The following is a 325-nucleotide window of genomic DNA, read 5'->3' as shown; positions in this document are numbered from 1 at the left end:
AGCAACTTCTTCATTGCCGTAGTTAAAGGTAAAATCCGGTGCCCCATACATAGAGATATAATTAGCCATTACATCCTTATCCTCATTAAACATCCTTGGCATCAAACTGATCTGAGACTTACTGAAAACATAATTAAAACGGTCTCCTGTCTTTCTATAGGTTCCTGTTTTCTCATCTTTTTCGTAGATATCACCACTTTTCTCAGTCTTGAAGCTTCCGTCTTCATTTTTTTCGATTCCATTGGCATCAAGGAAAGCTGTATAGTTCTGTCCGTAAATAGTAGGCCAGTCTCCGTACTGAGCTCTGTTATGATAGTCCAGCATA

General features: G+C 38.8%; 1 protein-coding gene. It reads right to left on the bottom strand.

Annotated elements, in window-relative coordinates; genetic code table 11:
* On the bottom strand, positions 1-325 hold a 325-nt coding region (locus tag SCA31_RS22820; RefSeq protein ID WP_410699325.1), incomplete at both ends, for a hypothetical protein.

It is taken from the genome of Chryseobacterium sp. SIMBA_028 (assembly GCF_046535285.1).
Classification (GTDB): Bacteria; Bacteroidota; Bacteroidia; order Flavobacteriales; family Weeksellaceae; genus Chryseobacterium.
Note: the sequence above shows the minus strand (reverse complement) of the source record. Positions and strands in the feature narration are given on the sequence as shown.